The sequence below is a fragment of the Pseudoxanthomonas sangjuensis genome, from assembly GCF_010211755.1.
Classification (GTDB): domain Bacteria; phylum Pseudomonadota; class Gammaproteobacteria; order Xanthomonadales; family Xanthomonadaceae; genus Pseudoxanthomonas_A; species Pseudoxanthomonas_A sangjuensis.
In genome coordinates this window covers 1-561 of sequence record NZ_PDWR01000068.1, presented here as the reverse complement: position 1 = coordinate 561, position 561 = coordinate 1, and the positions used below count along the sequence as shown (strand labels likewise).

1 protein-coding gene is annotated in these 561 nt (G+C 65.4%); it reads left to right on the top strand.

The window, feature by feature from the left end; genetic code table 11:
* Positions 1–561, top strand: a 561-nt coding sequence (locus CSC71_RS15330; protein WP_162375236.1) for a CBS domain-containing protein, incomplete at both ends; no start/stop codon positions are given.

Here is a 561-nt window from a genome sequence, read left to right as displayed (position 1 = left end):
GCGCAGCCTGCGCGAAGGCATGACCCTGGAGACGGTGCTGGCCGAATTCAGTGAGTCGCGCTACAGCCGCTACCCCTGGTTCGATGCCGATGGCGAACAGGTACTCGGCATCCTGCACACCAAGGATTTGCTGGTGGCGATGGCACGCGGCCAGAACCTGGACGATCTGCGCCCGCTGCTGCGCCCTCCCACCGTGCTGACCCTGGAAACGCCGATTCCCAACGCGCTGGAGCAATTCCGCACCGGCACCACCCATCTGGCGCTGTGCGTGGAAGAAGAAGGCCGCATCCTGGGCTTTTTCACCCTGGAAGACCTGCTGGAAGTGGTGGTTGGCGACATCGAGGACGAGCACCGACACGTGGTGCGCGATGCCCCGATCCGTGGCCAGGACGGCTCGCTGCTGGTCGCCGGCAGCACCTCGATCTTCCGCCTGGAACGCCTGCTCGGTCAGGACCTGAGCGCGCCGGACCACGTCAATTCGGTCGGCGGGCTGATCCTGTATCAGCTGCAGCGCCTGCCCGAGGAAGGCGAAACGCTGGAGCTGGATGGTCACCTGCTGAC